The following is a 26,528-nucleotide window of genomic DNA, read 5'->3' on the forward strand; positions in this document are numbered from 1 at the left end:
TGATATTAAAAGAGTTTGGAAATGCTATCCAAGCTCTTTTTCCTGTCAAAGAATAACCTCAACTTCATTTGAAAAATACATGTTTTGTAAGCACTGATGAAAATTTGGCTTATCAAAGTGTTCTCAGTAAAGTTTCTATTTTCCCTGATTTCTGATATAATAGAAACATTGACTTCAAGAGTAAGGAAGAGAAAATGAACGCATTATTGAATGGAATGAATGACCGTCAGGCTGAGGCGGTGCAAACAACAGAAGGACCTTTGTTAATCATGGCGGGGGCTGGTTCTGGAAAGACTCGTGTTTTGACCCACCGTATTGCCTATCTAATTGATGAAAAAATGGTCAATCCTTGGAATATTTTGGCCATTACTTTTACCAATAAAGCTGCGCGTGAGATGAAGGAGCGTGCCTATGGGCTTAATCCAGCAACCCAGGACTGTCTGATTGCGACTTTTCACTCCATGTGTGTTCGTATTCTGCGTCGTGATGCAGATCATATCGGCTACAATCGTAATTTCACTATTGTAGATCCTGGTGAACAGCGTACCCTCATGAAACGAATCCTCAAGCAATTAAACTTGGACCCTAAAAAATGGAATGAACGAACCATTTTGGGGACTATTTCCAATGCTAAGAATGACTTGATTGATGATGTGGCTTATGCTGCCCAAGCTGGAGATATGTACACGCAAATTGTGTCTCAGTGTTACACAGCCTATCAAAAAGAGCTTCGTCAGTCTGAGTCCGTTGACTTTGATGATTTAATCATGTTGACCCTGCGTCTCTTTGATCAAAATCCTGATGTCTTGACCTACTATCAGCAGAAGTTCCAATACATCCACGTGGATGAGTACCAAGATACCAACCATGCCCAGTATCAATTGGTCAAACTCTTGGCATCTCGCTTTAAAAACATCTGTGTAGTTGGAGATGCGGACCAGTCTATCTACGGTTGGCGTGGTGCGGATATGCAAAATATCTTAGATTTTGAGAAAGATTATCCTCAAGCCAAGGTTGTCTTGTTAGAAGAAAACTATCGTTCAACCAAAACCATTCTCCAAGCCGCCAATGACGTCATCAAAAACAATAAAAATCGTCGTCCTAAGAATCTCTGGACTCAGAATGCGGATGGAGAGCAGATTATTTACTATCGCGCAAATGACGAACAGGATGAGGCTGTTTTTGTAGCAAAAACCATCGATGAACTTGGTCGTAGTCAAAACTTCCTCCACAAGGATTTTGCAGTTCTTTATCGGACTAATGCGCAATCCCGTACCATTGAGGAAGCCCTGCTCAAGTCCAATATTCCTTATACCATGGTTGGTGGGACTAAGTTCTACAGCCGTAAGGAAATCCGTGATATTATTGCTTATCTGAATCTTATTTCTAATTTAAGTGACAATATCAGTTTTGAGCGCATTATCAACGAGCCTAAGCGCGGAATCGGGCCAGGTACTGTTGAGAAAATTCGCGACTTTGCTAACCTACAAGAGATGTCCATGCTGGATGCTTCAGCCAATATCATGCTGTCTGGCATCAAAGGAAAAGCAGCCCAGTCTATATGGGATTTTGCCAATATGATTTTGGATTTGCGAGAGCAACTGGATCAATTAAGCATTACAGAGTTAGTTGAAGCGGTTCTTGAAAAAACAGGTTATGTGGAAATTCTTAATGCCCAAGCGACCTTGGAAAGCAAGGCGCGGGTTGAAAATATTGAAGAGTTCCTATCTGTTACCAAGAACTTTGATGACAATCCTGATAGTCAGGAAGAGGAAACAGGTTTAGATAAACTCAGTCGTTTCTTGAATGACTTAGCCTTGATTGCGGATACGGATTCAGGCAGTCAGGAGACATCTGAAGTAACCTTGATGACCCTCCATGCAGCGAAAGGACTAGAGTTCCCAGTTGTCTTTATCATTGGGATGGAGGAAAATGTATTTCCGCTTAGCCGTGCGGCTGAAGATCCAGATGAGCTAGAAGAAGAACGCCGTTTGGCCTATGTCGGTATCACGCGCGCTGAGAAGATCCTCTATCTGACCAATGCAAATTCTCGTCTGCTTTTTGGTCGTACCAATTATAATCGTCCAACTCGTTTTATCAATGAAATCAGTTCGGACTTACTTGACTATCAAGGCTTGGCTCGTCCAGCGAATACTAGCTTTAAGGCATCTTATAGCAGTGGTGGGATTGCTTTCGGTCAAGGTATGAGCTTAGCTCAAGCCCTTCAAGAACGGAAACGCAATGCCGCACCAAGCTCTATCCAGTCAAGTGGTCTCCCATTTGGACAATTTGCAGCCGGAAATAAAAAAGATTCGACTGATACAAGTTGGTCCATTGGGGACATTGCTCTTCACAAGAAATGGGGAGAGGGAACGGTTCTAGAAGTTTCGGGTAGTGGCGATACTCAGGAATTGAAAATCAATTTCCCAGAAGTGGGGCTGAAAAAACTCTTAGCCAGTGTTGCCCCAATTGAGAAAAAAATCTAATTTTCCATCCTTCTCACGAATAATAAAGTGAGGAGGATTTTTATGTACAGTATTTCATTCCAAGAAGATTCACTTTTGCCTAGAGAAAGACTAGTTAAAGAAGGAGTAGAGGCTCTGAGTAATCAAGAATTACTAGCTATTCTGCTTAGAACCGGAACACGTCAGGCTAATGTATTTGAAATTGCTCAGAAAGTCTTGGATAGTCTTAACAGTCTAACTGATTTAAAGAAAATGACCCTGCAGGAATTGCAGAGTCTGTCTGGTATTGGACGGATTAAAGCCATTGAACTACAAGCAGTGATTGAACTGGGGCATCGTATTCATAAACATGAAACCCTTGAGATGGAAAGCATTCTCAGCAGTCAAAAGCTAGCCAAGAAAATGCAACAGGAACTTGGTGATAAAAAACAAGAGCACCTAGTGGCGCTCTATCTCAATACTCAAAATCAAATCATTCATCAGCAGACCATTTTCATCGGCTCTGCGACACGTAGTATTGCTGAACCGAGAGAAATCCTTCACTATGCATTGAAGCATATGGCAACCTCTGTGATTCTCGTTCACAATCATCCATCTGGTTCTGTATCTCCTAGTCGAAATGATGATCATGTCACTAAGCTAGTCAAGGAAGCCTGCGAACTGATGGGTATCGTTTTCTTGGACCATCTGATTGTCTCTCACTCGGATTACTTTAGTTACCGTGAAAAGACGAATCTAATTTAGAGTTCATTAACAACATAGTCAAATAGCGTTTTATCTTTGGGGCGATTTTCAAAGAGAAATTCAGGATGCCATTGGACACCAAGATAAGGAAAACCGTCCGTAGTTGTCACAGCCTCGATAACTCCATCTTTAGGATCATGTGCTACAACCTTAAGATTTGAAGCTAAATCTTTAATGCTCTGGTGGTGGAAGGAGTTGATATGAGAGATTTCTCCATAGATCTCTCGGAGAATTGTATCAGGTTCCGTTACGAGGCGTTGTGTTGTGTATTCGGCTGAACAGTCCTGCCAATGATCCTCGATATCTTGGTGAAGCGTGCCTCCCATGGCGACATTGAAAAGTTGAGTACCCCGACAAACAGAGAAAATTGGTTTCTTCTGCTTAATCGCTTCTTTGATAAGTGCTAGTTCAAAAATATCTCTTTGAAGGTGGTAGTCATCACTATCAATAGCCTTTGGTTCACCATAGTATTTTGGATCAACATTTTGCCCACCCGTTAAGATGAGCTTATCAATGATACTGATGTAATGGGTAGCCATTTCTTGATCACCAATCGGTAGGATGATTGGAATTCCGCCAGCGTCCTTGACTCCTTCAACAAAGCCTTTTGCTGCATAGCTCATCATGATGTCATCATCTGGATGAGCTTTTTCATTTCCTGTAATCCCAATAACTGGTTTTTTCATAAATGCTTTCGCTTTCTAATCCTCTTTACGCATAAAATAGAGGAGGGTTTGGAGTTCGCTTGTCAAATCGACATACTGAACGACCACATCTTTTGGGAGGTGAAGGTGAACAGGGGAAAAGCTGAGAATACCTTTTATACCTGCATCAACCAAAAGATTGGCAACTTCTTGTGATTTAACACTCGGAACTGTTAGGATAGCAGTTTTGACATCTGCTTCTTTGATTTTTTCTTTAATCTGTGAGATACCATAGATTGGAATTCCATCAGGTGTCTGGCTTCCAACTTCTGGATGGTCATCTAGGTCAAAGGCCATGATAATTTTCATCTTGTTACGCTCGTGGAAGCGGTAGTGGAGAAGGGCATGGCCCATATTTCCAATCCCAACCAGCATAACATTTGTAATTGAGTTATCATTTAGGAGATCAGCAAAAAAATTCATCAATTTTTTGACATCGTAACCAAAACCTCGACGACCTAGTTCACCAAAATAGGAAAAATCCCGACGAACGGTCGCAGAATCGATACCGATAGCCTCTGCAATTTGCTTGGAGTTGGCACGTTCGATTTTTTCTGCATGAAATCTCTTGAAAATTCGATAGTAGAGAGAGAGTCTTTTTGCTGTTGCTTTTGGAATAGCAGACTGTTTATCTTTCACAAAATCACAACCTTTCTATTCTTCTATTTTATAGAAACATTGTGAAAAAATCAACAAAAACAAGAAAAAACTAAGAAATTTCTTAGTTTTTATCTGAAAAATGAGCTTGTGATAGAAAACGGTAGAGATCGCCAACCAATCCTTGATAAATCACCTTATCATTCAGCGTTAAGGAGCTGATTAGGAGAGTATCAGGTAGGGTCACACAGCCAGATAGAGATAACATGAGCTCTTCGTAATCCTTATATTCAAGTATACGTTCTACGTGATAGTTATCTTGATAGGTAAGTCGATACATAGTCAATTATCTTTCTTCTTTAGTGAAGATACCGCGTTCTACTAAACTGTCCATGAGGAAGTAGAATTTTTCCTGATGAATGTGGTGGTCTTCTGATTTAAAGATATTAACCAAACGAAGACCTGACTTGTCAGTAATGTTGAGTTTAGCACCTGTAAGGTCTTTGTTGATGATGATTTTTAGGTTGAAACCTTCACCACTGTTGGGTACTTTCTCAAGCAGACGAGTCAGTTCAAAGTTTCCAACTTTTGTTTCAAAGAAAGTATTATCTTTCAGTGTGAACTTTTTGACAGTTGGGCTAAGTGTGTAGTCGTAGCGGCAGTTTTGTAGTTTAATGGTTTTTTCGAATGCCATTAGATTAATCTCCAATAATATTTTTTAAGGTTTGTGCGAGTTGTATCAGTTCATCCTCGGTGTTAAGAGGAGAGAGACTGATACGGACAGATTCTTTCAATCGATGTGAATCTGGTCCATAAAATGCTTCAAGTACATGACTGGTTTGCACAATACCAGCAGTACAAGCCGAACCGGTAGAAATTGAAATTCCTTCAAGATCTAACCGAAGTAAAAGTAAATCATTTTTCTGACCAGGAAAACCGATATTAAAAACATAAGGCAGTTGGTCTTGACTTTCATTGAGATAGTAGTCTAAATCGGAAATCTCTTTTAGAAAAATAGATTTAAGTGCGCTTAGTTTTTGGTAATGCTTAGCTTGGTCATTTAAATCCTCTTTGAGAGCAGCGACCATACCTACAATGGCAGCGAGGTTTTCTGTTCCAGCCCGTTTCTTTTGTTCTTGGTCCCCACCGTGAAGGTAGGAATCAAAATCCGCGGAAGAAGCGTAAAGAAAGCCGACACCTTTTGGTCCATGGAATTTGTGGGCAGAAGCACTGAGGAAATCAATTCCTAATTCCTCGGGATGGATAGGGATTTTCCCGATAGCTTGAACAGCATCTACATGATAAGCAGCAGGATGCTCTTTTAAAACACGTCCAATCTCAGCGATAGGTAAGAGACTGCCCGTTTCATTATTAGCATACATGGTGGAAACGAGAATGGTATCGTCACGTAAGGCTTCTTGAATTTGCTGGGCGGTAATTTCTTGATTTACTGGTTGGATGATGGTTGCTTCAAAACCAAAATGTTGCACCAGATAATCGATAGTTTCAAGTACAGAATGGTGTTCAATAGCTGTCGTGATGATATGTCTTCCACGATTTTGATGACGGAGACAATAGCCGATAATGGCTGTATTGTTACTTTCTGTACCGCCAGACGTGAAAAAGATATGTTGAGGTTTGGTTCCTAGCAAGTGGGCTAAGTCCTGACGAGCCTCTCGCAAGAGTTTGCCAGCCTGCCGACCATGACTATGAATACTAGAAGGATTACCATGAGTTTCTTGCATGACCTTGGTCATTTCAGAAATAGCTACTGCTGACATAGGAGTCGTAGCAGCATTGTCCAAATAAATCAAAGAATCACCTTATTTCTTTTTGTTGTAAGCAAAGAGTGGGCTGACTGGTTTTCTTTCATGGATGCGGACGATAGCATCACCAATTAATTCGCTAGCAGTAATGTAGCATACATTTTCTGGAGTTCTTTCTTTGGTTGCTACGGAGTCTGTCACAAGGATTTCTTTGATGTTTGTAGCGTCAAGAAGGTCTGCTGCACCTTCAACAAATAAACCGTGACTAGAAACTGCATAAATCTCAGTTGCACCTTCACGTTCAACGATTTTGGCTGCTTCAGAGAAAGTACGACCAGTATTTAGGATATCGTCAATCAAGATAGCCTTCTTGCCTTCAACATCCCCAATGATATAGCCTTCGTTACGATCAGAATCGTCTTGGGCGTAGTCAATGATAGCAATAGGAGCATCAAGGTATTCAGCCAAACTACGTGCACGTTTAACACCAGAGTTCTTTGGACTGACAACAACAACATCAGAACCAAGAAGTCCTTTATCACAGTAGTGCTTAGCAAATAGAGGAACAGTATAAAGATTGTCTACAGGAATATCAAAGAAACCTTGGACCTGAACAGCGTGGAGGTCAAGCGTTAGAACACGGCTTACACCAGCTTTGACAAGCATATTGGCAACTAGTTTTGCAGTGAGGGGTTCGCGAGAAGAAGCGATACGATCCTGACGCGCATAACCAAAGTAAGGGAGGACAACGTTGATACTATGAGCACTTGCACGTACACAAGCGTCAACCATGATTAACAACTCCATCAAGTGGTTGCTAACAGGGTAGCTGGTTGACTGGATGATGTAGACGTCGTAACCACGGACACTTTCTTCAATGTTGACCTGGATTTCGCCGTCAGAAAATTGACGAGAGGATAATTTCCCGAGAGGTACACCAACTGTATCCGCAATCTTTTGAGCGATTTCATGGTTAGAGTTTAGGGTGAAAAGTTTCATGTTGTTTCTATCTGACATTATAGACCGTCCTCTGTAAACTTTGTGAATCTTCTTTGAGAAAGTTTTGTTTTTCAAAGCCAGATTCTTTTATTTTTATCTTTTCTATTTTACCAAAAAAAGGAGATTATTTCAGCTTTTTTTCATGCTTTTAATAAAACGAATTAATTTTGAAGGAGCTTTCTGATAGGTTATCTGATTTTCATCTAAAAATCTCTTAAAATCAGCTTTCCCTTTTTCATGGTCGGTGACTTCAAGCTCGAGTTCATAGTCCGTTTGGTCAAAGTAATGACTTTCATCTAAGGCCATTAAGCCAATCTCAGTTTTCATTTCATAACGTAGAGTGGAAAGGCAGCCTAGAACAAGCCAGTCATGGCTTTCGATGCCAATCTTAGCGAGTTTCTCTAGAACGAGCCCTGGAGGTAGTTTTTGTTTTTCTAGGTATGATTCAGCTTCTGGAAGAGTTAGTTTCTGGTTGTATTCCATATTTCCTACAGTTTGAGGTACTTTTAAGGTCAATTCCGCCCAATCTGAAAAGGTGCGAATGCGCATGGCAACCTTCTTTTCACGCAATTGGAAATCTGGTGTGTCAATGTAGTAGTTTTTCTGAAGGACGGGTTGGATATGGAAAAACTGTTTTTTTAGATGCTCATAGTCCTCTTTTTTCAGAAGTGTTTTCAATTCTATTTCTAAATGTTTCATTTTTTCAACCTTTTCTATATCTTTGAAAGCGATTTATGGTATAATGGACAATGTATTTATTGTATACGAATGTACTGAAAAAATCAAAGATTTTCGACAGAGCAATCAAACATTACAAGGGAGAAAGTATGACCATAGAATGGGAAGAATTTTTAGATCCTTACATTCAGGCTGTTGGTGAATTGAAGATTAAACTTCGGGGAATTCGCAAACAGTATCGTAAGCAAAACAAGCATTCTCCGATTGAGTTTGTAACGGGTCGTGTAAAACCGATTGAAAGTATCAAAGAAAAGATGGCTCGTCGAGGAATTACTTATGCAACTTTAGAAAATGACTTGCAAGATATTGCTGGTTTACGTGTCATGGTCCAGTTTGTTGATGACGTCAAAGAAGTAGTTGAGATTCTACGTAAACGCCAAGATATGAGAGTCGTTCAGGAACGAGATTATATCACTCATCGTAAGGCTTCAGGTTATCGTTCTTATCACGTGGTTGTCGAATACACGGTTGATACGATTAACGGAGCGAAGACGATTTTGGCGGAGATTCAAATACGGACTTTAGCCATGAATTTCTGGGCTACGATTGAACACTCGCTCAATTATAAATATCAGGGCGATTTTCCAGAAGAAATCAGGAAAAGACTGGCAATCACAGCGAAAATAGCCTATCAACTGGATGAAGAAATGGGTAAGATTCGTGATGATATCCAGGAAGCGCAGGCTCTCTTTGATCCATTGAGCAGAAAACTAAACGATGGTGTAGGAAATAGTGACGATACAGATGAAGAATACAGGTAAACGAGTTGACCTCATAGCAAATAGAAAACCACAGAGTCAGAAGGTTTTGCATGAGCTAAGGGAAAAACTAAAGAAACAACATTTTATACTGAACGATACCAATCCCGACATCGTCATTTCCATTGGTGGTGACGGGATGCTTTTGTCTGCCTTTCACAAGTATGAGAATCAGTTAGACAAGGTTCGATTTGTAGGTGTTCATACAGGGCATTTGGGATTTTACACAGATTATCGTGATTTTGAGCTGGATCAATTGGTGACCAATCTTTTACTAGATACTGGAGCCAAAGTTTCTTATCCAGTCTTGAATGTTAAGGTAACGCTTGAAAATGGAGAGGTGAAAATCTTCCGTGCTTTAAATGAAGCGAGTATCCGTCGATCAGACCGCACCATGGTTGCAGATATCATCATTAACCATGTTCCGTTTGAGAGATTTCGTGGAGATGGAGTGACTGTTTCAACGCCGACGGGAAGTACCGCCTACAACAAATCCTTGGGTGGAGCTGTCTTACATCCTACCATTGAAGCTTTGCAGTTGACGGAAATAGCAAGCCTTAATAATAGAGTCTATCGCACTTTGGGATCATCGATCATTATTCCCAAAAAAGATAAGATTGAACTTTTGCCGACACGCAATGATTACCATACGATATCAGTCGATAACAGCGTCTATTCATTCCGTAATATCGAACGGATAGAGTATCAAATCGACCATCACAAGATTCACTTCGTAGCGACTCCAAGCCACACTAGTTTCTGGAATCGTGTCAAAGATGCCTTCATCGGCGAGGTGGATGAATGAGGTTCGAATTTACCGCAGATGAGCACGTCAAAGTCAAAACTTTCCTCAAGAAACATGAGGTTTCCAAGGGACTTTTGGCTAAGATTAAGTTTCGAGGCGGGGCTATTCTGGTTAATGGCCAAGCTCAAAATGCGACTTATCTCTTAGATATTGGAGATAGAGTAACTATTGACATTCCTGCAGAGGAAGGGTTTGAGAGCCTTGAAGCTATTGATCGACCACTCGATATTTTATATGAGGATGACCATTTTCTGGTTTTGAATAAGCCTTATGGAGTAGCTTCCATCCCCAGTGTTAATCATTCCAATACCATTGCTAATTTTATTAAGGGCTACTATGTCAAACAAGAATATGAAAACCAGCAAGTTCACATCGTGACTAGGCTTGATAGAGATACATCTGGTTTGATGCTTTTTGCCAAGCACGGCTACGCTCATGCACGTTTAGACAAGCAACTGCAACGAAAGTCTATCGAAAAACGTTACTTTGCTTTAGTTAAAGGAGCTGGTGTCTTGGAGCCTGAAGGGGAGATTATCGCCCCGATTGCGCGTGATGTGGACTCCATTATCACAAGACGGGTTGCCAAAGGTGGGAAATACGCCCATACATCTTACAAAGTTGTCGCGTCTTATGGAAATATTCACCTAGTCGATATTCGTCTTCATACTGGGCGAACTCATCAGATTCGAGTGCATTTTTCTCATATCGGTTTTCCTCTTTTAGGAGACGATCTCTATGGAGGAAGTTTAGACGACGGTATTCAGCGCCAGGCCTTGCATTGTCATTATTTATCTTTTTATCATCCCTTTCTAGAGCAAGATTTGCAACTAGAAAGCCCCTTGCCGGATGATTTCAGCAATCTTATTACTCAGTTATCAACTAATACTCTTTAAAAATTATTTGAGTATAATTTATTTTCTTAAAGGAGAAAACTCATGGAAGTTTTTGAAAGTCTCAAAGCCAACCTAGTTGGCAAAAATGCTCGTATCGTTCTCCCTGAAGGGGAAGAGCCACGTATTCTTCAAGCAACAAAACGCTTGGTAAAAGAAACAGAAGTAATTCCTGTTTTGCTCGGAAACCCTGAAAAAATTAAAATTTATCTCGAAATCGAAGGGATCATGGATGGTTATGAAGTGATTGATCCCCAACATTATCCTCAATTTGAAGAAATGGTTGCCGCTTTAGTAGAGCGTCGTAAGGGCAAAATGACTGAAGAAGATGCGCGCAAAGTTTTGGTTGAAGATGTCAACTACTTTGGTGTGATGCTAGTCTACTTGGGCTTGGTTGACGGTATGGTATCTGGTGCGATTCACTCAACTGCCTCAACAGTTCGCCCTGCCCTTCAAATCATCAAAACTCGTCCAAACGTAACTCGTACTTCAGGTGCCTTCCTCATGGTACGTGGTACGGAACGTTACCTATTTGGAGACTGTGCCATTAACATCAATCCAGATGCAGAAGCCTTGGCTGAAATTGCGATCAACTCAGCAATCACAGCTAAGATGTTTGGTATTGAACCTAAAATTGCTATGCTAAGTTATTCTACTAAAGGTTCAGGCTTTGGTGAAAGTGTTGATAAGGTAGTGGAAGCTACTAAAATTGCTCACGACTTGCGTCCTGACCTTGAGATTGATGGTGAGTTGCAATTTGACGCTGCCTTTGTTCCTGAAACTGCAGCTCTTAAAGCTCCAGGAAGTAATGTAGCTGGTCAAGCAAATGTCTTTGTCTTCCCAGGTATCGAAGCAGGAAATATCGGTTACAAGATGGCAGAACGTCTCGGTGGTTTTGCGGCTGTAGGACCTGTTTTGCAAGGTTTGAACAAACCTGTTAACGACCTTTCTCGTGGATGTAATGCAGATGATGTGTACAAGTTGACCCTTATCACAGCAGCTCAAGCAGTTCATCAATAAGATTTAGTCCTCTTTCCCATGGGAAGAGGCTTTTTAGTACTGAGAGAAGGACAGTTAGAGTCTTCTGTGTTATACTAGAGATATGTTAGATTTGAAAGAATACGGTATCGTCATGTGGCCGGAGGAGAAGATTATTTCTTTTCGTGAAAAACTCCTCAATTGGTATGATGAAAACAAGCGAGATTTACCTTGGAGGAGAAGTAAAAATCCTTATCACATCTGGGTATCTGAAATCATGCTCCAGCAGACTAGAGTGGATACAGTTATTCCATACTACGAACGATTCTTGGACTGGTTTCCAACAGTTGAAAGTCTGGCCAATGCCCCTGAAGAACGTTTGTTGAAGGCTTGGGAGGGATTGGGCTATTATTCTCGAGTGCGCAATATGCAGGCTGCAGCCCAGCAGATTATGGCTGACTTTGGGGGTCAATTTCCAAACACCTATGAAGGAATTTCTAGTTTAAAAGGGATTGGCCCTTACACTGCGGGAGCTATTTCCAGTATCGCTTTTAATTTGCCTGAGCCAGCGGTTGATGGCAATGTCATGCGGGTTTTGGCACGCTTGTTTGAGGTTAATCATGATATCGGAGTTCCCAGCAATCGAAAGATTTTCCAAGCTATGATGGAAATCTTGATTGACCCGAAACGGCCAGGAGACTTTAATCAAGCTCTGATGGATTTAGGCTCTGACATAGAGGCACCAGTTAACCCTCGACCAGAAGAAAGCCCTGTTAAGGATTTTAGCGCAGCCTATCAGAATGGGACCATGGGTCGTTATCCGATTAAAGAACCCAAGAAAAAGCCCCTACCAATTTATCTCAAGGCTTTGGTTGTACGCAATGACCAAGGACAATTTTTACTAGAGAAAAATGAAAGCGAGAAACTGCTAGCTGGTTTTTGGCATTTCCCATTGATTGAAGTTGATGATTTTTCAAGTGATGACAATCAACTAGATCTCTTTTCACAAGTCACAGAGGAAAGCAGAGTATTTGGGCCAAGTCCTCAAGAAAACTTTGAGCAAGATTATGATTTAGAAGTGAATTGGTCCCAGCAAGTATTTGACCAGGTCAAGCATGTATTTAGTCATCGGAAATGGCATATTCAAATCATCGCTGGTCAAGTGACGGAAACAAAACAGTTTTCGGACAGAGAAATTCGCTGGGTTTCTCCTCAGGAGTTTTCTGATTATCCACTTGCGAAACCTCAACAAAAAATTTGGCAGGCTTATAAAACAAATCTTGAAGATGAAGGCCTACAGTAGCCATTTGTGCCTTCTTTACATTTTTTTGTTATAATAGATAGAGAAAAGGTGATAAAATGAAAAAAATATTAATTGTAGATGATGAGAAACCAATCTCAGATATTATTAAGTTTAATATGGCCAAGGAAGGTTATGAAGTCGTTACAGCCTTCAATGGTCGTGAGGCAATCGAGCTATTTGAAGCAGAGCAACCGGATATTATTATCCTCGACTTGATGCTACCTGAAATTGATGGTTTAGAAGTTGCCAAAGCCATTCGCAAGACCAGTAGTGTTCCTATCATCATGCTCTCAGCCAAGGATAGCGAGTTTGACAAGGTTATTGGTTTAGAGTTAGGTGCAGATGATTATGTTACAAAACCTTTCTCAAACCGTGAGTTGCAGGCTCGTGTTAAGGCCCTTCTTCGTCGTACCGATCTAGTTTCAGTAGATAACCAAGAGTCTGATGAGAAGAAGACGCAACCTTTACAAATTGGTGATTTGGAAATCGTTCCAGATGCTTACGTGGCAAAGAAATATGGTGAGGAATTAGATTTGACCCACCGTGAGTTTGAGCTCTTATATCACTTGGCTTCCCATATTGGACAAGTGATTACGCGTGAACACTTGCTTGAGACTGTATGGGGTTATGACTATTTTGGTGATGTTCGTACTGTGGACGTGACCATTAGACGCTTGCGTGAGAAAATAGAAGACACTCCAAGTCGTCCAGAGTACATTCTCACACGTCGTGGTGTTGGATACTATATGAGAAATAATGATTGAAGATATTAGACAAACTATTCTGACCAGCGATTTTATCTTTATCTTGATTTTACTGGGCTTTATCCTGGTGGTGACCTTGCTGTTACTGGAAAATCGTCGGGATAATATCCGTCTGAAGGAGATAAATCAAAAGGTTAAGGACTTGATTGCAGGTGATTATTCTCAAGTTTTGGACTTGCAAGGAAGTACAGAAATCACCAATATCACCAATAATCTGAATGATTTGTCAGAAGTTATTCGTTTGACCCAAGAAAATCTGGAACAAGAGAGTAAACGATTGAACAGTATTCTTTCTTACATGACAGATGGCGTTCTTGCTACCAATCGCCGTGGTCAGATTACTATGATCAACGATATGGCCAAGAAACAATTAGGTGTGCAGAAAGAAGATGTTCTGAATAAAAGCATCCTCGAATTGCTTAAGATAGAAGATGAGTATGAGCTGCGTGACCTGATTACACAGATTCCTGAGTTGACGATTGACTCCCAGGATGTAAATGGGGAATACCTAAGCCTTCGTGTACGTTTTGCTCTGGTTCGTCGTGAGTCAGGTTTCATCTCTGGTTTGGTTGCTGTTTTACATGATACGACCGAGCAGGAGAAGGAAGAGCGTGAGCGAAGACTCTTTGTTTCGAACGTGAGTCACGAGTTGCGAACTCCTTTGACCAGTGTTAAATCTTATCTTGAAGCCTTGGACGAGGGAGCCCTGTATGATCCTGTTGCTCCTGATTTTATCAAGGTTTCACTCGATGAAACCAACCGTATGATGCGGATGGTGACAGATCTCTTGCATCTCTCTCGTATTGATAATACGACAAGTCAGCTAGATGTGGAATTGATTAATTTTACAGCATTCATCACCTTTATTCTCAACCGCTTTGATAAGATGAGAAGTCAGGATGACGAGAAAAAATATGAGCTTGTCAGAGATTACCCTATTAATTCAGTTTGGATCGAGATTGATACCGATAAGATGACTCAGGTGATTGATAATATTCTTAACAATGCCATTAAGTACTCACCAGATGGTGGGAAAATCACTGTCAGCATGAAAACTACTGATGACCAGATGATTTTATCCATCAAAGACCAAGGTCTAGGTATTCCAAAGCAAGATTTGCCGAAGATCTTTGACCGATTCTACCGTGTGGATCGTGCAAGAAGTCGGGCTCAAGGTGGAACCGGTCTAGGTCTGGCTATCGCAAAAGAAATCATCAAACAACACAATGGCTTTATATGGGCCAAAAGTGAATACGGTAAGGGCTCAACCTTTACAATAGTGCTCCCTTATGATAAGGATGCCGTAAAAGAAGAAATATGGGAGGACGAAATAGAAGACCAGAATGAGTGAAAAAGGCTTTAAATACAGTATTTTAGCATCAGGTTCTAGTGGGAATTCCTTTTACCTGGAAACCCCAAAAAAGAAAATCCTAGTAGATGCGGGCTTGTCTGGTAAGAAAATTACCAGCCTGCTAGCTGAAATCAATCGCAAACCTGAAGATTTGGATGCGATTCTGATTACGCATGAGCATTCAGACCATATTCATGGGGTCGGTGTCTTGGCTCGTAAATATGGCATGGATCTTTACGCCAATGAAAAGACTTGGCAGGCTATGGAAAATAGCAAGTATCTTGGCAAGGTTGATTCTTCGCAAAAGCATATCTTTGAAATGGGTAAAACCAAAACCTTTGGCGATATCGATATTGAGAGTTTTGGTGTTAGCCATGATGCGGCAGCACCCCAGTTTTACCGATTTATGAAAGACGACAAGAGTTTTGTCGTGTTGACCGATACAGGCTATGTAAGTGACCGTATGGCTGGAATAGTCGAAAATGCGGACGGTTATCTCATAGAGTCCAACCACGATGTAGAGATTTTGCGAGCAGGATCTTATGCTTGGCGACTCAAACAGCGAATTCTATCGGATCTCGGTCACCTTTCTAACGAAGACGGTGCTGAGGCCATGATTCGTGCAATGGGAAATCGAACAAAGAAAATCTATCTTGGTCACTTGTCCAAAGAGAACAATATCAAGGAGCTGGCTCATATGACTATGGTCAATCAGTTAGCCCAGGCTGATCTGGGAGTTGGAGTAGACTTTAAGGTTTATGATACCTCACCAGATACTGCAACTCCATTGACAGATATATAAAAAGAAGGCGAGTGCCTTCTTTTGTTTTGTACTTTATCAGGGTTTTAGTGTGGTATAATGATAAAAATAACTAAAGGAGTAGCAGAGTGAAGAGAAAATGGTTATTAAAGGATTACTATGACACAACGATTATCCTACTTGCATTGATATCCGTTGTCCTTGTCTTGCTTGGATTTGCTGAGATGATTGATTTGGATAATCCACCCTATAGTATTATTGACTTGCTACTTTGGTTTGTTTTTGTGGTAGATTATGGTTGGCGCTTCTTTTCAAGTAAAGAAAAATGGAGATTTATACTTGAAAATATCTTCGACTTGCTAGCTATCCTTCCTTTGAATGCTATTTTTACAGTATTTCGCTTAGGGCGTATCTTCCGCTTAGCAAGGCTGACAAAATTACTGAAACTAACTCGTCTTTTAAGAGTCGTTGGATTGACTGGCAAGTTAGAAAAGAAGGTTGGAAAACTCTTACGAACAAATGGCTTACTTTATATTTTCTATCTCAATTCCTTTATTGTACTGTTAGGTAGTTCAATTTTATCTGTTGTTGAAGAAAAATCATTCTCAGATAGTCTTTGGTGGGCGCTTGTAACTGTAACAACTGTTGGTTATGGAGATATTGTTCCTGCGTCGATTTTTGGGAAGTGGTTAGCTGTTTTACTAATGCTTGTTGGTATTGGCACAATAGGGATGTTAACGAGTGCCTTGACAAACTTTTTTGTAAAGGATAATCCAGATAATCAGATAAAGCTTGATAAACTACAAGACGAATTAATAACTCAAAGATTATTACTAGAGAAACAATCTGAGAAGATAGAAGAACTACATAGAATGATGCAAGTCTTGCTTGAAAAAAAGTAATTTAGACAATACAAAAACCACTCGATGAGTGGTTTTTTTACAATCCAGCAAAGTCCTTGATTTCTTGTGCTGACATGGAAGAGTCGCAACGGACATTGATTTGGCCATCTGCAATGTGAACAAATCCTGGTACGGTTGGAATTCCATAACGTGAGCGGAATTCTTGCAATTCATTGAGTTGGCTTGGTTCTTCACTGTTGATGAAGTAGATGTGGGCTTTAGTTTCAGCTACGACACCTGCCAATGTGCCAGCAAATTTACGGCAGTAAGGGCAAGTTTTACGGCCAATAAAGAAGGTTGCTGTTTCTTTATTATCGAGTGCTTCTTGTGCACGCGCAACTGTAGTGACTTCAAGGTCTTTAATGTTTTCTAAAAATTGTTCCATGAGATTACCTCGCTTTCATTGATAAGTCTAGTATGCCATAAAGTTTCTAAAAATGCTTAGATTTGATACGAAAAAAAGATGAGATTGGTTGGTCTCATCTTTTATAATTTCTTATTTAACAAACGCATTGATTTCTGCTTCGATGTTGGCAATCTTAGCTTGTGAATCTTCGTTGCTTTCACCCACAACGGCAATGTAGAACTTGATTTTTGGTTCTGTACCTGAAGGGCGAACTGCAATCCAAGAACCATCCGCAAGAGTGTATTTCAAAACATCACTTGGAGGAGTTGTCAAGTTTGTAACAGTACCATCAGCAGCAGTAGCAGTTTGAGCCTTGAAGTCTTCTACGACAGTGATAGCTGTTGCGTTCCATTCTTTTGGAGCATTGTTACGGAATTTAGCCATGATAGCTTTGATTTGTTCAGCACCGTCTACACCTGAAAGAGTTACAGAGATAGTCTTTTCAGCATAGTAACCGTATTCTTTGTAGATTTCTTCGATACCGTCAGCAAGAGTCAAACCACGTGAACGGTAGTAAGCAGCAAGCTCAGCAACGACAAGAACAGCTTGGATAGCGTCTTTATCACGTACGAATGGTTTGATCAAGTAACCGAAGCTTTCTTCAAATCCCATCATGTAAGTGTGATTGTGTTTTTCTTCGAATTCTTGGATTTTTTCAGCGATGAATTTGAAACCTGTCAAAACGTTGAACATAGTTGCGCCGTAGCTTTCAGCAATCTTCGTTACCAAGTCAGTTGATACGATGGATTTGCAGAGAGCAGCATTTTCAGGAAGAGTTCCAGCATTTTTGTGGGCTTCCAAGATGTATTTAGCCATGATAGCGCCGATTTGGTTACCTGAAAGGTTGAGGTAGCTACCATCTTTTTGAAGAACTTCAACACCAACACGGTCAGCGTCAGGGTCAGTTGCAACAAGCACATCTGCACCAACTTGACGACCAAGTTCTTCAGCAAGGGCGAAGGCTGCTTGGCTTTCTGGGTTTGGAGATTTTACAGTTGAGAAGTCAGGATCAGCAGTTGCTTGTGCTTCAACAACTTGAACAGAGTCAAATCCTGCTTGAGCAAGAGCACGACGAGCCAACATTTCACCCGTACCATGAAGTGGTGTGTAGACAATCTTCATGTCTTTACCGAATTCTTCAATCAAGGTTGGATTGATGTTTACGTCTTTAACTTCTTTAAGGTATTCTGCATCAACAGCTTCGCCGATAACTTCAATCAAGCCAGAAGCTTTTTCAGCTTCGACATCAGCAACTTCCACAGCGAATGGATTTTCGATTGCACGAATGTAAGTTGTCAAAGCATCTGCATCATGTGGAGGCATTTGTCCACCGTCTTCTCCATAAACCTTGTAACCGTTAAATGGAGCAGGGTTATGGCTGGCAGTAATCATGATACCTGCAAAACAGTTGAGGTGACGAACTGCAAAAGAAAGTTCCGGAGTTGGACGAAGGCTTTCGAAAACGTATGATTTGATACCATGTTTTGCAAGAACTGCAGCAGATTCAAAGGCAAACTCAGGTGAGAAGTGACGGCTATCGTAGGCGATTGCTACTCCACGTTCTTTTTCATTTCCGCCTTTAGATTCAATCAAACGAGCCAATCCTTCTGTAGCTTGACGAACAACATAGATGTTGATGCGGTTTGTACCAGCGCCGATCAAGCCACGCATACCAGCAGTACCAAATTCAAGATTGGTATAAAAGGCATCTTCCTTTGTTTTTTCGTCCATATTGATTAAATCTTGACGAAGGTAGTCTGGAAGGTCAGCAAAATCGACCCATTTTTGATAATTTTCTTGGTAAGTCATAGAGTGTCTCCTTTGTTTATTTACTTTAATCGCTTTCATTATATCACGATTTGACATTTTAGTAAAACGTTAGCATAACTTAAAATGTAGGAAATTTACTTATGCACTTTAGCGGGAAAATGGTGAGTACTGTGCTTACTTATACTAAGTTAGGGATGAAAATCAATTATCTAATTTTTAAAAATATTAAAAGTTATAGTATTTTTGTGGGATTTTTAAATAAAGTAAATCGTCAATATTGTTATATTCTATTCTTTTTATAAAGAATCCTTTAATGTATCAAATGAACGGATAGAAAAATTTAATGTAAAACTCTATAAATTTAAGATATTTTGAAAATATCTGGTTTCTGTTTTGATTTTTATTCTACGTATGGTAAAATATAGTAAATCATTAAAGGAGAATCCATTATGAAAAAAATTCTTAAGCATTCTGCTTTGCTTTTATCAGCTTTAGCACTGGTTGCCTGTGGAGCTTCCAAAAAAGCAAGCGACAATGGTACTGCCTCGAACTCAAACTTTGAAGTTTCAGTAAAAGACGGTATGTTTGTATTGCCTAAAGATGAAGATTCATCTTCAAGCTACCTTGCACTTCAAGTCGAAATCAAGAACAATCGTGATAAACAGTTTAGTTTTACTAGCCAAGATATTACGCTTTATAATGAAAAAGATGAAAAATTACAACCAATTCAAATCTACGAAAGCGACAGTAAAACGAAATTTATGTCATATGGTGACAGTCTTTCTAAAGGAAAGAGTGTTGCTGGTTATGTAGTGTATGAAGTCGACAAGAATGCTAAGTATGAACTCCACTTCGCACCTAGCTTTTATGATGACATCAAAGAGAATTCTAAAAAGAATAACGATGTAGCAATCAAGGTGGATCCAAGTCAGTACGAAGATCATATTGATGAAGCTAAAGATGTAATGAAAAAATATGTCGATGCTGTTTACCTTAATGGGGAAAGTTCTGGTGGTGGAACGAACCTAAGTGCTACTGATAATAAGTCGCAAGTTGTTGCGCTTGCTGATGATAAAAAATCTTCTGATAATAGTGCTGAATTCACAAACGATGCGAAAGCTGATAAAGAAGAGTTTATCAAGAAATTTACAGAATCGTTCGGAAAAGGCTTCTATAACTACAAACCATCTGATTCAGAACTTAGAACATTCGCAGATGCCTACATCAAAGCAAATGCTAAGAGAGCAAAAGTTGATTACAAGGTGAAGACATACTTGCCTGATTATGCTGTTGTTTATGTTAGACCAGAAACAATCGACTTGGATAACTTGAATGTTCATGAATTGAGTCGTAAATTCTACGAAGAAAACAAAGGTAAATATAGCAACTACTCAGAAGCTATGAAAGCTGGTGAGAAGTACATTTTAGAAAATGCACCAAGTCAATTTGATTCAACTCCACTAGACACTAGTGATAACATGAAGAAAGAGGGTTATGAAATTAAAATGACCAAGAAAGATGGAAAATGGACCATCGATACCTCTTCTAAAAACTATGACTTAAAAGATATGGCTCGCACATTCCGTGGAGGCATTGGATACTAAGATGAAAGGTTCGGGTATACCACTCGAACTTTTTTCATTGCAATTGTGTAAAAGAGAAAAAGATAGTAAAATAGAGATATGATTATTTTACAAGCTAATAAAATTGAACGATCTTTTGCTGGTGAGGTTCTTTTTGATAATATTAATCTGCAGGTAGATGAACGAGACCGGATTGCTCTTGTTGGGAAAAATGGTGCAGGTAAGTCTACTCTTTTAAAGATTTTGGTTGGAGAAGAGGAGCCAACTAGTGGAGAAATCAATAAGAAAAAAGATATTTCTCTGTCTTACCTAGCCCAAGATAGTCGTTTTGAGTCTGAAAATACCATTTATAATGAAATGCTTCACGTCTTTGATGACTTGCGTCGGGCAGAGACACAACTGCGTCAAATGGAATTAGAGATGGGTGAAAAGTCTGGTGAAGATCTAGATAAACTGATGGCGGATTATGATCGTTTATCAGAGAATTTCCGTCAGGCTGGTGGCTTTACCTACGAAGCTGATATCCGCGCTATCTTGAATGGTTTCAAGTTTGACGAGTCTATGTGGCAGATGAAAATTGCTGAGCTTTCAGGTGGTCAAAATACTCGTCTTGCACTGGCTAAAATGCTCCTTGAAAAGCCAAAACTCTTGGTCTTGGACGAGCCTACCAACCACTTGGATATTGAAACCATTGCCTGGTTGGAAAGTTACCTAGTAAATTATAGCGGTGCACTCATTATTGTCAGCCACGACCGTTACTTTTTGGACAAGGTTGCGACGGTTACACTCGATTTAACTAAGCATTCCTTGGATCGTTATGTAGGCAATTACTCTCGTTTTGTTGAGTTAAAGGAGCAAAAGCTAGCTACTGAGGCAAAAAACTATGAAAAGCAACAGAAGGAAATCGCGGCTCTAGAAGACTTTGTCAATCGCAATCTAGTCCGAGCCTCAACGACTAAACGTGCCCAATCTCGACGCAAGCAACTAGAAAAAATGGAGCGTTTGGACAAGCCTGAAGCTGGCAAGAAATCAGCCAATATGACCTTCCAGTCGGAAAAAACATCAGGTAATATCGTTTTGACCGTTGAAAATGCGGCTATTGGCTATGATGGGGAAATATTGTCAGAACCTATCAACCTAGACCTCCGTAAGATGAATGCTGTTGCCATCGTAGGACCAAATGGTATTGGTAAGTCAACCTTTATCAAGTCTATTGTGGATCAGATTCCTTTTATCAAAGGAGAAAAGCGATTTGGGGCCAATGTTGAGGTTGGCTACTATGACCAAACTCAAAGCAAGTTGACACCAAGTAATACTGTTCTGGATGAACTTTGGAATGATTTTAAACTGACACCAGAAGTTGAAATCCGTAACCGTCTCGGTGCCTTCCTTTTTTCAGGAGATGATGTCAAAAAATCAGTAGGCATGTTGTCTGGTGGCGAGAAAGCTCGTTTGCTTCTTGCCAAACTTTCAATGGAAAACAACAATTTCTTGATTTTGGACGAGCCGACCAACCACTTGGATATTGATAGCAAGGAAGTGTTAGAAAATGCTCTGATTGATTTTGATGGAACCCTTCTTTTCGTCAGTCACGACCGTTACTTTATCAATCGTGTAGCCACTCATGTTTTGGAATTGTCCGAGAGTGGTTCAACCCTCTACCTTGGAGATTATGACTACTATGTTGAAAAGAAAGCAGAAGTAGAAATGACTCAGACAAAAGAAGCTTCAACTAGTAATCAAGCAAAAGAAACAAGTCCAGTTAATGACTACCAAGCTCAGAAAGAAAGTCAGAAAGAAGCCCGTAAGCTCATGCGACAAATCGAAAATCTAGAAGCTGAAATCGAAGAGTTAGAAACTCAAAGTCAAGCCATTTCTGAACAAATGCTGGAAACCAACGATGCTGAAAAGCTCATGGAATTGCAGGCTGAACTGGACAAAATTAGCCATCGTCAAGAAGAAGCTATGCTTGAGTGGGAAGAATTATCAGAGCAGGTGTAAGAAATGAAACATCTTGGAAAGGTATTTCGTGAATTTCGAACAAGTGGGAAATACTCCTTAAAAGAGGCGGCAGGTAAATCATGTTCAACTTCTCAATTATCTCGCTTCGAGCTTGGGGAGTCTGATCTGGCAGTTTCTCGTTTCTTTGAGATTTTGGACAATATTCATGTGACTATTGAAAATTTCATGGACAAGGCTAGGGATTTTCAAAATCATGAACATGTTTCCTTGATGGCGCAGATTATTCCGCTTTACTACTCAAATGATATTGCTGGTTTTCAAAAGCTTCAAAGAGAACTACTTGAAAAGGCTAAGAGTTCGACCAATCCCCTCTATTTTGAGCTGAATTGGATTCTGCTACAAGGACTGATTTGTCAAAGAGATGCTCATTACACGATGAGTCAGAGTGATTTGGAAAAGGTGGCAGATTATCTTTTTCAAACAGAAGAATGGACCATGTATGAGTTGATTCTTTTCGGGAATCTCTATACTTTCTACAATGTGGACTATGTAGCTCGGATTGGCAGAGAAGTCATGGAGCGGGAAGACTACTACAAGGAAATTGGTCGTCATCGAAAACTTGTTTTGATCTTAGCTCTTAACTGTTACCAGCATTGTTTGGAAAATCGATCCTTTGCGGATGCGGACTATTTTGAGGGCTATGTGGAGAAGTTAATTGGAAATGGTATCAAGCTTTATGAGCGCAATCTCTTCCATTATCTCAAAGGTTTCGCCCTCTACCAGAGAGACTTGAAAGCAGAAGGTTGTAGTCAGATGCAGGAAGCCATGCATATTTTTGCTGTGCTTGGACTTCCAGAGCAAGTGGCTTACTATCAGGAACATTATGAAAAATTTGTAAATGCTTAAATTTCCCAAATAAGGGAAAAATAAAGAGACTCCTTTCAGTTTTGATACAATAGTTTCAAAATTTGAGAGGAGTTTTTTATATGAATCGACATGCAATCCAGTTGATTAGTCGTGGGGACATTAATAAAATAGGAAATATGCTCTATGATTATGGAAACAGTGTGTGGTTGGCATCAATGGGAACGATAGGACAGACTGTTCTTGGTATTTATCAAATTTCTGAGTTGGTTACATCGATTCTAGTCAATCCCTTTGGTGGAGTGATTTCAGACCGCTTTTCACGTCGCAAAATTTTGATGACAACAGACTTGATTTGCGGTATTCTCTGTTTAGCTATTTCGTTTATCAGAAATGATAGCTTGATGATTGCTGCCTTGATTTTTGCCAATATTGTTCAAGCGGTTGCCTTTGCATTTTCTCGTACAGCCAACAAAGCCATTATAACTGAAGTTGTAGAAAAAGAAGAGATTGTGACCTATAATGCTCGCTTAGAGCTCGTTTTTCAGGTTGTAGGTGTTAGCTCCCCTGTACTTTCTTTTCTCGTTTTACAATTTGCCAGTCTCCATATGACGCTTGTTTTAGATGCCATTAGCTTTTTCATCGCATTTACTTTAGTAGCTTTTCTCCCCCAAAAAGAGACTCAGGAACAAGAGAAAAAGACTTTCAGCTGGAAAAATATTTTTGCTGATATGAAAGAAGGGATTCGCTATATTTGGCGCCAGCAAGAGATCTTTTTCCTTTTGGTAGTAGCTTCCAGTGTTAATTTCTTTTTTGCAGCTTTTGAATTTCTCCTCCCCTTTTCAAATCGACTATACGGGGTAGAAGGAGCTTATGCAACTATTTTAACTATGGGCGCTATTGGTTCGATTATCGGAGCTCTTCTAGCTAGCAAAATAAAGGCAGGTGTTTATAATCTTTTGATTCTATTGGCCTTGACTGGAGTTGGGGTTTTTATGATAGGGTTACCATTGCCAACTTTTCTTTCCTTTTCTGGAAATTTAGTTTGTGAACTGTTTATGACGATATTTAACATTCACTTTTTTACTCAGGTGCAAACCAAGGTTGAGGGGGAATACTTGGGAAGAGTACTAAGCACAATTTTTACCTTAGCCATCCTATTTATGCCGATTGCAAAAGGCTTTATGACGGTGCTACCAAGTGTCCATCTCTCTTCTTTTCTGATAATTGGCAGCGGTGTTATCATCCTGTCTTGTTTCTCCCTCGTTTATGTGCGAGGTCATTTTGATAAAGAGTTATAATTTCTCTTTTTAAGAAAATATTACACTACAAACCATTTTTCAGCCCTTCTCTATTGTGAGGAGGGCTTGCTTTGTGGTAAAATGGGAATATGAATGAAAGAATGAATGAGTTAGTTGCCTTACTTAACCGCTATGCGACCGAGTACTATACGAGTGACAATCCCTCGGTTTCAGATAGTGAGTATGATCGCCTCTACCGAGAGTTGGTCGAATTGGAAGCCGCCTATCCGGATCAAGTTTTAGCGGACAGTCCGACCCATCGTGTTGGTGGTAAGGTTTTAGATGGTTTTGAAAAATACAGTCATCAGTATCCTCTTTATAGTTTGCAGGATGCTTTTTCACGTGAAGAGTTAGAAGCTTTTGATGCGCGTGTTCGCAAGGAGTTACCACATCCCACTTATATTTGTGAGTTGAAAATCGATGGTTTGTCTATCTCACTTACGTATGAAAAGGGAATTTTGGTTGTTGGTGCCACACGTGGGGATGGTTCTGTTGGTGAAAATATCACAGAGAACCTCAAGCGTGTCAAGGACATTCCTTTGACCTTGCCAGAAGAACTTGATATCACTGTTCGTGGAGAGTGTTACATGCCACGCGCTTCCTTTGATCAGGTCAACCAAGCCCGCCAAGAAAATGGAGAGCCTGAATTTGCTAATCCTCGTAACGCAGCTGCAGGAACCCTCCGTCAGCTGGATACAGCAGTAGTGGCCAAACGCAATCTTGCGACTTTCCTCTATCAAGAAGCCAGCCCTTCTACTCGTGATAGTCAAGAAAAAGTCTTGGAGCATCTTGAACAGCTTGGTTTTGTAGTTAATCCTAAACGAATATTGGCTAAAAGTATAGATGAGATATGGGATTTCATCCAAGAAGTAGGACAAGAACGGGAGAAACTTCCTTACGATATCGATGGGGTGGTCATCAAGGTCAACGACCTAGCAGGTCAAGAAGAACTCGGCTTTACTGTTAAAGCGCCCAAGTGGGCAGTTGCATACAAGTTTCCTGCTGAAGAAAAAGAAGCCCAGCTCCTTTCAGTTGACTGGACAGTAGGTCGTACGGGTGTTGTGACTCCGACTGCCAATCTAACACCTGTTCAGCTTGCTGGGACAACTGTTAGCCGTGCAACACTGCACAATGTAGATTATATTGCTGAAAAGGATATCCGAAAAGACGATACGGTTATCGTCTATAAGGCTGGCGACATCATCCCTGCTGTTTTGCGTGTGGTAGAGTCCAAGCGTCTTTCTGAAGAAAAACTAGATATTCCGACTAACTGTCCAAGCTGTTACAGTCAGTTACTTCATTTTGAAGATGAGGTTGCTCTACGTTGTATCAATCCTCGCTGTCCTGCCCAAATCATGGAAGGTTTGATTCACTTTGCTTCTCGAGATGCCATGAATATTACAGGACTTGGTCCATCTATCGTTGAAAAGCTTTTTGCTGCCAATTTAGTCAAGGATGTGGCTGATATCTACCGTTTGAAAGAAGAAGATTTCCTCCTTTTAGAAGGTGTCAAGGAAAAGTCTGCTTCTAAACTGTATCAGGCAATTCAAGCATCTAAGGAAAACTCAGCTGAGAAGCTTTTATTTGGCTTGGGAATTCGCCATGTCGGAAGTAAGGCTAGCCAACTTTTGCTCCAACATTTCCACTCTATTGAAAATCTAGCCCAAGCTGATCCTGAGGAAGTAGCAAGTATTGAAAGCTTGGGTAGTGTGATTGCTCAGAGCCTTCAGACTTACTTTGCTACAGAAGGATCGAAGATTCTCTTAGATGAGTTGAAAGAAGCTGGAGTCAATCTGAACTACAAGGGACAGACAGTAGTAGCAGATGCGGCCTTGTCAGGTTTGACAGTTGTATTAACAGGAAAATTGGAACGTCTCACGCGCTCAGAAGCCAAAAGCAAACTCGAAAGTCTGGGTGCCAAAGTCACAGGCAGTGTTTCTAAGAAAACGAATCTTGTCGTAGCAGGAGCAGATGCAGGAAGCAAGCTCCAAAAAGCACAAGAACTTGGTATCGAAGTTCGAGATGAAGCTTGGCTAGAAAGTTTGTAAAGAATAGTTGAAAACTAGATGTTAGATAGTCTGAAACTATCTCTCCTGATGTGTTTTTATATCTATTAAT

25 protein-coding genes are annotated in these 26,528 nt (G+C 40.3%); 16 read left to right on the top strand and 9 right to left on the bottom strand.

Going from position 1 to position 26,528, the window contains the following annotated elements:
- Nucleotides 1–194 precede the first annotated feature (194 nt).
- Together pcrA and radC are read left to right on the top strand one after the other, a co-directional pair.
- Nucleotides 195–2,486: a DNA helicase PcrA gene (gene pcrA, locus A6J84_RS02805; RefSeq protein WP_095725995.1), complete on the top strand. Its 2,292-nt coding sequence runs from the start codon at nucleotides 195–197 to the stop codon at nucleotides 2,484–2,486.
- Nucleotides 2,487–2,528: 42 nt separating this feature from the next.
- A complete protein-coding gene (gene radC / locus A6J84_RS02810) occupies nucleotides 2,529–3,209 on the top strand; it encodes a RadC family protein (protein ID WP_095725996.1) in 681 nt (226 codons plus the stop codon).
- Here the strand turns inward: radC and A6J84_RS02815 are convergent.
- From A6J84_RS02815 to A6J84_RS02845, 7 genes are all read right to left on the bottom strand, one after another.
- Nucleotides 3,206–3,895 carry a gamma-glutamyl-gamma-aminobutyrate hydrolase family protein gene (locus A6J84_RS02815; protein WP_000743322.1) on the bottom strand — a complete coding sequence of 230 codons (690 nt, stop codon included), beginning with the start codon at nucleotides 3,893–3,895 and terminating at the stop codon, nucleotides 3,206–3,208. The two genes, radC and A6J84_RS02815, sit on opposite strands and share 4 nt — an antisense overlap.
- Before the next feature lie 15 nt (nucleotides 3,896–3,910).
- The gene (locus A6J84_RS02820) at nucleotides 3,911–4,552 is read right to left on the bottom strand and encodes a redox-sensing transcriptional repressor Rex (RefSeq protein ID WP_000653409.1); all 642 of its coding nucleotides are present in this window, start codon (nucleotides 4,550–4,552) and stop codon (nucleotides 3,911–3,913) included.
- Between the two features lie 82 nt (nucleotides 4,553–4,634).
- Nucleotides 4,635–4,850, bottom strand: coding sequence for a DUF4649 family protein (locus A6J84_RS02825; RefSeq protein ID WP_000286091.1), 216 nt, complete (start codon nucleotides 4,848–4,850; stop codon nucleotides 4,635–4,637).
- Nucleotides 4,851–4,856: 6 nt separating this feature from the next.
- Nucleotides 4,857–5,204 carry a DUF1831 domain-containing protein gene (locus tag A6J84_RS02830; protein ID WP_000863524.1) on the bottom strand — a complete coding sequence of 116 codons (348 nt, stop codon included), beginning with the start codon at nucleotides 5,202–5,204 and terminating at the stop codon, nucleotides 4,857–4,859.
- Between the two features lie 4 nt (nucleotides 5,205–5,208).
- Nucleotides 5,209–6,324, bottom strand: a complete 1,116-nt coding sequence (locus A6J84_RS02835; protein ID WP_095725997.1) for a cysteine desulfurase family protein — start codon at nucleotides 6,322–6,324, stop codon at nucleotides 5,209–5,211.
- 9 nt (nucleotides 6,325–6,333) lie between these two features.
- Nucleotides 6,334–7,293 carry a ribose-phosphate diphosphokinase gene (locus tag A6J84_RS02840; RefSeq protein WP_001283843.1) on the bottom strand — a complete coding sequence of 320 codons (960 nt, stop codon included), beginning with the start codon at nucleotides 7,291–7,293 and terminating at the stop codon, nucleotides 6,334–6,336.
- Between the two features lie 111 nt (nucleotides 7,294–7,404).
- Nucleotides 7,405–7,974 (bottom strand): CYTH domain-containing protein, encoded by a 570-nt coding sequence (locus tag A6J84_RS02845; RefSeq protein ID WP_095725998.1) that lies wholly within the window; start codon nucleotides 7,972–7,974, stop codon nucleotides 7,405–7,407.
- A gap of 128 nt (nucleotides 7,975–8,102) precedes the next feature.
- Between A6J84_RS02845 and A6J84_RS02850 the strand changes: the two genes are divergently transcribed.
- The 9 genes from A6J84_RS02850 to A6J84_RS02890 all read left to right on the top strand — a co-directional run bounded on the left by A6J84_RS02850 (nucleotide 8,103) and on the right by A6J84_RS02890 (nucleotide 16,524).
- The gene (locus tag A6J84_RS02850; protein WP_095725999.1) at nucleotides 8,103–8,774 is read left to right on the top strand and encodes a GTP pyrophosphokinase family protein; all 672 of its coding nucleotides are present in this window, start codon (nucleotides 8,103–8,105) and stop codon (nucleotides 8,772–8,774) included.
- Entirely contained in the window at nucleotides 8,758–9,576 is an 819-nt protein-coding gene (locus A6J84_RS02855; protein ID WP_000799063.1) for an NAD kinase, read from the top strand. Before A6J84_RS02850 ends, A6J84_RS02855 begins: the two co-directional genes overlap by 17 nt.
- Nucleotides 9,573–10,469 carry an RluA family pseudouridine synthase gene (locus tag A6J84_RS02860; RefSeq protein WP_095726000.1) on the top strand — a complete coding sequence of 299 codons (897 nt, stop codon included), beginning with the start codon at nucleotides 9,573–9,575 and terminating at the stop codon, nucleotides 10,467–10,469. The genes A6J84_RS02855 and A6J84_RS02860 overlap by 4 nt, the downstream gene beginning before the upstream one ends.
- 42 nt (nucleotides 10,470–10,511) lie before the next feature.
- On the top strand, nucleotides 10,512–11,486 hold the full coding sequence (gene pta, locus A6J84_RS02865) for a phosphate acetyltransferase (protein WP_095726001.1): 975 nt from the start codon (nucleotides 10,512–10,514) through the stop codon (nucleotides 11,484–11,486).
- An 82-nt stretch (nucleotides 11,487–11,568) separates the two neighbouring features.
- On the top strand, nucleotides 11,569–12,747 hold the full coding sequence (mutY, locus tag A6J84_RS02870) for an A/G-specific adenine glycosylase (RefSeq protein ID WP_070567445.1): 1,179 nt from the start codon (nucleotides 11,569–11,571) through the stop codon (nucleotides 12,745–12,747).
- A 56-nt stretch (nucleotides 12,748–12,803) separates the two neighbouring features.
- Nucleotides 12,804–13,511, top strand: a complete 708-nt coding sequence (yycF, locus tag A6J84_RS02875; RefSeq protein WP_000722056.1) for a response regulator YycF — start codon at nucleotides 12,804–12,806, stop codon at nucleotides 13,509–13,511.
- A complete protein-coding gene (gene vicK, locus A6J84_RS02880) occupies nucleotides 13,504–14,862 on the top strand; it encodes a cell wall metabolism sensor histidine kinase VicK (protein ID WP_084921843.1) in 1,359 nt (452 codons plus the stop codon). Before yycF ends, vicK begins: the two co-directional genes overlap by 8 nt.
- The gene (locus A6J84_RS02885) at nucleotides 14,855–15,664 is read left to right on the top strand and encodes an MBL fold metallo-hydrolase (RefSeq protein ID WP_033606406.1); all 810 of its coding nucleotides are present in this window, start codon (nucleotides 14,855–14,857) and stop codon (nucleotides 15,662–15,664) included. Before vicK ends, A6J84_RS02885 begins: the two co-directional genes overlap by 8 nt.
- 86 nt (nucleotides 15,665–15,750) lie before the next feature.
- Entirely contained in the window at nucleotides 15,751–16,524 is a 774-nt protein-coding gene (locus A6J84_RS02890) for a potassium channel family protein (protein ID WP_061587019.1), read from the top strand.
- A 37-nt stretch (nucleotides 16,525–16,561) separates the two neighbouring features.
- Here A6J84_RS02890 and A6J84_RS02895 read toward each other — a convergent pair whose 3' ends face one another.
- Complete coding sequence (locus tag A6J84_RS02895; RefSeq protein ID WP_000434660.1) at nucleotides 16,562–16,909, bottom strand: thioredoxin; 348 nt, start codon at nucleotides 16,907–16,909, stop codon at nucleotides 16,562–16,564.
- Nucleotides 16,910–17,020: 111 nt separating this feature from the next.
- Nucleotides 17,021–18,739, bottom strand: a complete 1,719-nt coding sequence (locus A6J84_RS02900) for a phospho-sugar mutase (protein ID WP_095726002.1) — start codon at nucleotides 18,737–18,739, stop codon at nucleotides 17,021–17,023.
- A gap of 410 nt (nucleotides 18,740–19,149) precedes the next feature.
- Here A6J84_RS02900 and A6J84_RS02905 point away from each other — a divergent pair, with 410 nt between their 5' ends.
- The 5 genes from A6J84_RS02905 to ligA all read left to right on the top strand — a co-directional run bounded on the left by A6J84_RS02905 (nucleotide 19,150) and on the right by ligA (nucleotide 26,458).
- Complete coding sequence (locus tag A6J84_RS02905; RefSeq protein WP_000722100.1) at nucleotides 19,150–20,304, top strand: DUF5105 domain-containing protein; 1,155 nt, start codon at nucleotides 19,150–19,152, stop codon at nucleotides 20,302–20,304.
- A gap of 78 nt (nucleotides 20,305–20,382) precedes the next feature.
- The gene (locus A6J84_RS02910) at nucleotides 20,383–22,284 is read left to right on the top strand and encodes an ATP-binding cassette domain-containing protein (protein WP_095726003.1); all 1,902 of its coding nucleotides are present in this window, start codon (nucleotides 20,383–20,385) and stop codon (nucleotides 22,282–22,284) included.
- 3 nt (nucleotides 22,285–22,287) lie between these two features.
- Nucleotides 22,288–23,151 carry an XRE/MutR family transcriptional regulator gene (locus tag A6J84_RS02915; protein WP_095726004.1) on the top strand — a complete coding sequence of 288 codons (864 nt, stop codon included), beginning with the start codon at nucleotides 22,288–22,290 and terminating at the stop codon, nucleotides 23,149–23,151.
- An 80-nt stretch (nucleotides 23,152–23,231) separates the two neighbouring features.
- Entirely contained in the window at nucleotides 23,232–24,410 is a 1,179-nt protein-coding gene (locus tag A6J84_RS02920) for an MFS transporter (RefSeq protein ID WP_095726005.1), read from the top strand.
- A gap of 89 nt (nucleotides 24,411–24,499) precedes the next feature.
- Nucleotides 24,500–26,458 carry an NAD-dependent DNA ligase LigA gene (gene ligA / locus A6J84_RS02925; RefSeq protein WP_095726006.1) on the top strand — a complete coding sequence of 653 codons (1,959 nt, stop codon included), beginning with the start codon at nucleotides 24,500–24,502 and terminating at the stop codon, nucleotides 26,456–26,458.
- Nucleotides 26,459–26,528: the final 70 nt, after the last annotated feature.

The sequence above is a fragment of the Streptococcus sp. FDAARGOS_256 genome, assembly GCF_002289235.2.
Taxonomy (GTDB): domain Bacteria; phylum Bacillota; class Bacilli; order Lactobacillales; family Streptococcaceae; genus Streptococcus.

Bases quoted from the DNA above. Each gene is read 5' to 3' on its own strand.
- pcrA (WP_095725995.1), top strand. From the start codon at position 195: ATGAACGCATTATTGAATGGAATGAATGACCGTCAGGCTGAGGCGGTG.
- radC (WP_095725996.1), top strand. From the start codon at position 2,529: ATGTACAGTATTTCATTCCAAGAAGATTCACTTTTGCCTAGAGAAAGA.
- A6J84_RS02815 (WP_000743322.1), bottom strand. From the start codon at position 3,895: ATGAAAAAACCAGTTATTGGGATTACAGGAAATGAAAAAGCTCATCCA.
- A6J84_RS02825 (WP_000286091.1), bottom strand. From the start codon at position 4,850: ATGTATCGACTTACCTATCAAGATAACTATCACGTAGAACGTATACTT.
- A6J84_RS02830 (WP_000863524.1), bottom strand. From the start codon at position 5,204: ATGGCATTCGAAAAAACCATTAAACTACAAAACTGCCGCTACGACTAC.
- A6J84_RS02840 (WP_001283843.1), bottom strand. From the start codon at position 7,293: ATGTCAGATAGAAACAACATGAAACTTTTCACCCTAAACTCTAACCAT.
- A6J84_RS02845 (WP_095725998.1), bottom strand. From the start codon at position 7,974: ATGAAACATTTAGAAATAGAATTGAAAACACTTCTGAAAAAAGAGGAC.
- A6J84_RS02850 (WP_095725999.1), top strand. From the start codon at position 8,103: ATGACCATAGAATGGGAAGAATTTTTAGATCCTTACATTCAGGCTGTT.
- A6J84_RS02855 (WP_000799063.1), top strand. From the start codon at position 8,758: ATGAAGAATACAGGTAAACGAGTTGACCTCATAGCAAATAGAAAACCA.
- A6J84_RS02860 (WP_095726000.1), top strand. From the start codon at position 9,573: ATGAGGTTCGAATTTACCGCAGATGAGCACGTCAAAGTCAAAACTTTC.
- pta (WP_095726001.1), top strand. From the start codon at position 10,512: ATGGAAGTTTTTGAAAGTCTCAAAGCCAACCTAGTTGGCAAAAATGCT.
- mutY (WP_070567445.1), top strand. From the start codon at position 11,569: ATGTTAGATTTGAAAGAATACGGTATCGTCATGTGGCCGGAGGAGAAG.
- yycF (WP_000722056.1), top strand. From the start codon at position 12,804: ATGAAAAAAATATTAATTGTAGATGATGAGAAACCAATCTCAGATATT.
- vicK (WP_084921843.1), top strand. From the start codon at position 13,504: ATGATTGAAGATATTAGACAAACTATTCTGACCAGCGATTTTATCTTT.
- A6J84_RS02885 (WP_033606406.1), top strand. From the start codon at position 14,855: ATGAGTGAAAAAGGCTTTAAATACAGTATTTTAGCATCAGGTTCTAGT.
- A6J84_RS02895 (WP_000434660.1), bottom strand. From the start codon at position 16,909: ATGGAACAATTTTTAGAAAACATTAAAGACCTTGAAGTCACTACAGTT.
- A6J84_RS02900 (WP_095726002.1), bottom strand. From the start codon at position 18,739: ATGACTTACCAAGAAAATTATCAAAAATGGGTCGATTTTGCTGACCTT.
- A6J84_RS02905 (WP_000722100.1), top strand. From the start codon at position 19,150: ATGAAAAAAATTCTTAAGCATTCTGCTTTGCTTTTATCAGCTTTAGCA.
- A6J84_RS02910 (WP_095726003.1), top strand. From the start codon at position 20,383: ATGATTATTTTACAAGCTAATAAAATTGAACGATCTTTTGCTGGTGAG.
- A6J84_RS02915 (WP_095726004.1), top strand. From the start codon at position 22,288: ATGAAACATCTTGGAAAGGTATTTCGTGAATTTCGAACAAGTGGGAAA.
- A6J84_RS02920 (WP_095726005.1), top strand. From the start codon at position 23,232: ATGAATCGACATGCAATCCAGTTGATTAGTCGTGGGGACATTAATAAA.
- ligA (WP_095726006.1), top strand. From the start codon at position 24,500: ATGAATGAAAGAATGAATGAGTTAGTTGCCTTACTTAACCGCTATGCG.